We start from the raw sequence: 4,810 nt of genomic DNA, 5'->3' as shown, positions 1-4,810 counted from the left end.
CGCACGTCGACGCCGCTCCCGCCGGCCGCGCCGGCGAGCCGCTCGTGGTAGCGCTCCGCCTCCGCGTACGACGGGAAGAAGGCGAGGGTGTTGCCGGGCGTGAATCGGATCGCGTCGCGGAGCAGCGACGCCACCGCCGCCTGCGTCTCCGGGTCGTTGCGGTCGGAGGCGAAAAGCGGCGGCACGTCGGCGGCGAACGTCCGGCGGTTCGCCTCGGGGTAGCCCATCCCGTATGCCATCGACGCGACGTCCTCTAACCCCAGCACGTCCTTGGTCACGTCGAACGGACGTAGCGTCGCGCTCATCAGGACCGAGGCCGCCACCTCGTCGAACAGCTCGCTGGTGACGTTCCGCGGGATACAGGTGTACAGCTCGGCCCGGCCGTACACCTCGTCGGTGGCGGCGTCGCGGCGGACCGAGACCACCGGGTACTGTCCGAACTCGGTGCCGTCCTCCATCCACGTCGAGACGAACCGGGCGGCCGCGAGCGTCTGCGACTCCGACCGGGTCGTCGCCTCCCCGTCGCGGTAGCGGCGATCGTACTCCTCGTCTATCGCCTGCCCGAGCTGTACGGCGAGTTCCGTCTCCGTGTCGATCCCGTTCCCCTCGTAGTTGCGGAGGAACGCGAGCGTGAGGTCGTCGCGGCGGTCGTCGTTGGCGATCGACACGTCCTCCCAGTTCTCGTCGACCCCGCCGAAGCCGAGCCCGTCCTCGTACGTCTCGACGAGGGCGTCGCGGAAGGCACGGAGGACGTTCTCGGCCGGCTCCGCGCGGGAGTCGTCGCTGTCGGCCACCTCGTCGAGCGCGGCGTCGAGGGTGTTCTCGGTGAGCGTCCGGGTGGCGTGATCGCGGGCGGCGTCCTCGATGTTGTGCGCCTCGTCGAACACGGTGATGATCTCCGAGGGATCGCGGTCGATCCAGCGGAAGAACTGCTCGCGGATGTTCGGATCGAGCAGGTGGTGGTAGTTACAGACGACGAGGTCGACGCCCTCCATCCCCTCCTTCAGCAGCTCGTAGCCGCACAGCTCGCGCTCGTCGGCGTACGCGTACACGTCATCGGGGGTCCGAACGTCCTCGAAGAGCCACCCGAAGAACTCGTCGGTGTCGCGGGTGAGGTTGTTTCGGTAGTGCTCGCAGACGTTCGCGGCGTCGTACTCGTCGATTTCGCTCTCCAGCTCGTCTAACTCTTCCATGATCGCCTCGCGGGCCTCGGCGGCGCTCGCGTCGCCCTCGCGGCTCTCGGCCAGCAGCTCGCGCTGGCGCGACTCCAGCTCGCGGACCTCGTTTTCCGTCTCCACCATCTCGCGGGTAGTGTCCCGGAGGGTCTGGCACTCTTGGTAGTCGACGTCGATGTGACACATCGACGACTTCCCCTTGAAGACGACCGCGCGGATCGGCTCCTCGTCGGTGATCGCGCGGGCGTCCTCGACGAACTGCCGCATCTGCTGGTGGACGTTGGTCGTGATGACGACCGTGCGGTCGTGCTCGCGGGCGTGTTCGAGCGCGGGCACGAGCGCGGAGAGGGTCTTCCCCGTCCCGGGCGCGCCCTCGAACAGCACGTCCTGCCCCCGGTCTAACGCGTTGGCGACCCTGTCCATCGCCTCGCGCTGGTTCGGGTACGGCTCCTCGTAGGGGAAGAACCGCAGGTGCGGCGACTCTGACACGGGGTGGGGTTCGGCGTCATCGGGCAAAAGGGGTCGGGTGGCGGGGCGGAAGTGGTTCGCGCCGCGGAACCGAGGGTCGTTCGCGCCGGTCGGACGGCACAGTGTGCGCCGGCGGAATCGGCGGACGCCCGCGATACACCCGCCAATTTAACAGCGCACGGCGAGCATCGGGAGACGAATGTTCGACGAGATCCTCGAGAAGTTCGAGGGGTCACCGAGCCAGCAGGCCGTCATCCGACTGTTCTTGGAGCGCGGCTTCTCCGTCAACGAGGAGGGGCGCGTCGTCTCCGGCGGGATCGAGATCCCCTACACCGGCATCGCGCGCGAACTCGACGTGGACCGGCGCGTGGTGGACTCGACGACCGACGCAATCTTAGCCGACCCGGAGCTGAAGCGCATCTTCACCAACATCTCGTCGATCCCGAGCCTGATGGATCTGGCCCCGGTCTTGGATCTCACGGTGCTGACCATCGAGGTCGCGGCCGCCGATGAGGCCGGGATCGTCGCCGAGGTCACGTCCATCTTGGGCGACCGCGGCGTCTCGATCCGGCAGGTGTTGAGCGAGGACCCCGAGTTCACCGACGACCCGAAGCTGTACGTGATCACCGACGCCGAGCTGCCGGGCGACCTGCTCGTGGAAATACGTGACCTCGACTACGTCCGCCGCGTCGGTTTCTGAGCGGGCGACGCAGGTCCCGGGACCGGCGGTCGCGGCTCCCGCCGCCGACCAGTTTCACCGTCCGGTAGATCCGATCGTCCCGACGAGCGCTTTTGAGAGATGGCGAGCCACGACCGAGCGGCGACGCAGCCGAGATTTCACTTCCACTAAGGTGTAAACCAGTCTTTATACCCAATGCCGGACAAGGGTCGTGTACATGCCTGAAGACGAACTCGAGGACCTCCCCGGCGTCGGCCCCGCGACCGCGGACAAGCTCGTGGACAACGGATTCGAGAGCTACCAGTCGATCGCGGTCGCCAGCCCCGGCGAGATGTCGAACACCGCCGACATCGGTGAGTCGTCCGCCAGCGACATCATCAACGCCGCCCGCGAGGCCGCCGACGTCGGCGGCTTCGAGACCGGCGCGACCGTGCTCGAACGCCGTCAGGAGATCGGCAAGCTCTCGTGGCAGATCGACGAGGTCGACGACCTGCTCGGCGGCGGGATGGAGACGCAGTCGATCACGGAAGTGTACGGCGAGTTCGGCGCTGGCAAGTCGCAGGTCACCCACCAGATGGCGGTCAACGTCCAGCTTTCGAAGGAGAACGGCGGGCTGGAGGGCGGCTGCATCTTCGTCGACTCCGAGGACACGTTCCGGCCGGAGCGGATCGACGACATGGTCCGCGGGCTGGACGACGAGATCCTCGCAGACGAGATGGAGCGCCGCGAGATAGACGGCACCCCGAGCGACGAGGAGGCCTTGGAGGACTTGGTCGACGCGTTCTTGGCTCAGATCCACGTCGCGAAGGCGTTCAACTCCAACCACCAGATCCTGCTGGCCGAGAAAGCGAAGGAGCTGGCCGGCGAACACGAGGAGACGGAGTGGCCGATCCGGATCGTCTGCGTCGACTCGCTCACCGCGCACTTCCGCGCGGAGTACGTCGGCCGGGGCGAACTCGCGGAGCGACAGCAGAAGCTCAACAAACACCTCCACGACCTGATGCGGCTCGGCGACCTGTACAACACCGCCATCCTCGTCACGAATCAGGTCGCGTCGAACCCGGACTCCTACTTCGGCGACCCGACGCAGGCGATCGGCGGCAACATCCTGGGTCACGCCTCCACGTTCCGGATCTACCTCCGGAAGTCGAAGGGCGACAAGCGGATCGTTCGGCTCGTCGACGCGCCGAACCTCGCCGACGGCGAGGCCGTGATGCGCGTCCAGAACGAGGGGCTGAAGCCGGAGTAACGGGCGGTTCTCCGTCTGCGACGGCCGCGAAACCAACGGAAATCGGCGCGGGTCGCGCGATCGAATCGGCCGATGGCGAAGTCGGTTGACGAACGTCAATTTATCTACTCACGCCCTGAAACGTCCGATACCGGTCGGTACAACGCGTAACACCGGCCGTCGGCGAACTCCAGTGTGGCAATACTCGCCACGGTCGGTCGCGGGCCGCGTTGGGACGGCGGATCGCGGCCGATCGGCCCATACTATTCGTCCAGTTGACACAACAACCGTCCGATTCGGTCGCAACGCTTGCCGTAGAATCCGGCGATAAACGTCCTTATATTCCGCATGGTCGTCTTTATATCTGACAGCCGTCGTATTATCAAGAGTATTTTTTGTGAAACCCAACTCGAACGTTTATATATAGTCGTTCCCGGGAGTCGAGACGTGATTCAACACATGAATCCGAGCAAGATGCGTTTTGAATCGGACGTGCGTTCAGTAGAGGTGACCGACGCGTGACGAGTGCCGTACTCGCCTCGATCGACCCGAGCGTCCTCGCCGAGGGCGTGAACCTCATGTGGGTCGCGGTGGTCTGTTTCCTCATCTTCTTCATGCACGCCGGCTTCGCGATGCTCGAAGCGGGGCAGGTGCGCGCGAAGAACGTCGCCAACCAGCTCACCAAGAACCTACTGACGTGGAGTGTCGGCGTCCTCGTCTACTTCCTGGTCGGGTTCGGCGTCGAGGGACTCTCCGCCGGCGGCGGCTTCTCAGCGGCGTCCGCCCTGGGTGACGGCGGCTGGGTCAACAGCTGGCTGTTCGGTGCCGTCTTCGCGATGACGGCCGCCACCATCGTCTCCGGTGCGGTCGCCGGACGGGCGAAGCTCCGCGCGTACGTGGCGTACACGATCGCCATCTCGGCGGTCATCTACCCGGTCGTCGCGGGCATCACCTGGGGCGGCGGCTTCCTCGGCGGGGGCGGCCTCGGCTTCACCGACTTCGCGGGCGGGATGATCGTCCACGGGATGGGCGGCATCGCCGGTCTCACGGCGGCGTACGTGCTCGGTCCGCGGATGGACCGCTACGCCGAGGACGGCTCCTCGAACGTCATCCCCGGTCACTCGATGACGTTCGCGGTGCTCGGGACCCTCATCCTGGCGTTCGGCTGGTACGGCTTCAACGTCGGCACGACCGCGACGGTGTTCTCGGTCACCGACGCCGGGGAACTCGCGCTCGGCGGGCTACGCGTCGGTCGGTCGC

The 4,810-nt window shown here is 66.4% G+C and carries 3 protein-coding genes and 1 pseudogene; 3 read left to right on the top strand and 1 reads right to left on the bottom strand.

The features are described 5' to 3' along the window. On the bottom strand, positions 1-1,664 hold a 1,664-nt coding region (locus BN903_RS10685; protein WP_079890641.1), incomplete at its 3' end, for an ATP-dependent DNA helicase. Positions 1,665-1,842: 178 nt separating this feature from the next. Between BN903_RS10685 and BN903_RS10680 the strand changes: the two genes are divergently transcribed. The 3 genes and pseudogenes from BN903_RS10680 to BN903_RS10670 all read left to right on the top strand — a co-directional run. Then, positions 1,843-2,343 carry an amino acid-binding ACT domain protein gene (locus tag BN903_RS10680; RefSeq protein ID WP_008585285.1) on the top strand — a complete coding sequence of 167 codons (501 nt, stop codon included), beginning with the start codon at positions 1,843-1,845 and terminating at the stop codon, positions 2,341-2,343. A gap of 196 nt (positions 2,344-2,539) precedes the next feature. Further along, on the top strand, positions 2,540-3,571 hold the full coding sequence (gene radA / locus BN903_RS10675) for a DNA repair and recombination protein RadA (RefSeq protein ID WP_048077714.1): 1,032 nt from the start codon (positions 2,540-2,542) through the stop codon (positions 3,569-3,571). A 497-nt stretch (positions 3,572-4,068) separates the two neighbouring features. Further along, positions 4,069-4,810 (top strand): annotated as a pseudogene (locus BN903_RS10670) (ammonium transporter); the annotation flags it as partial.

Source organism: Halorubrum sp. AJ67, assembly GCF_000513435.1.
Note: the sequence above shows the minus strand (reverse complement) of the source record. Positions and strands in the feature narration are given on the sequence as shown.

Bases quoted from the DNA above. Each gene is read 5' to 3' on its own strand.
- radA (WP_048077714.1), top strand. From the start codon at position 2,540: ATGCCTGAAGACGAACTCGAGGACCTCCCCGGCGTCGGCCCCGCGACC.
- BN903_RS10680 (WP_008585285.1), top strand. From the start codon at position 1,843: ATGTTCGACGAGATCCTCGAGAAGTTCGAGGGGTCACCGAGCCAGCAG.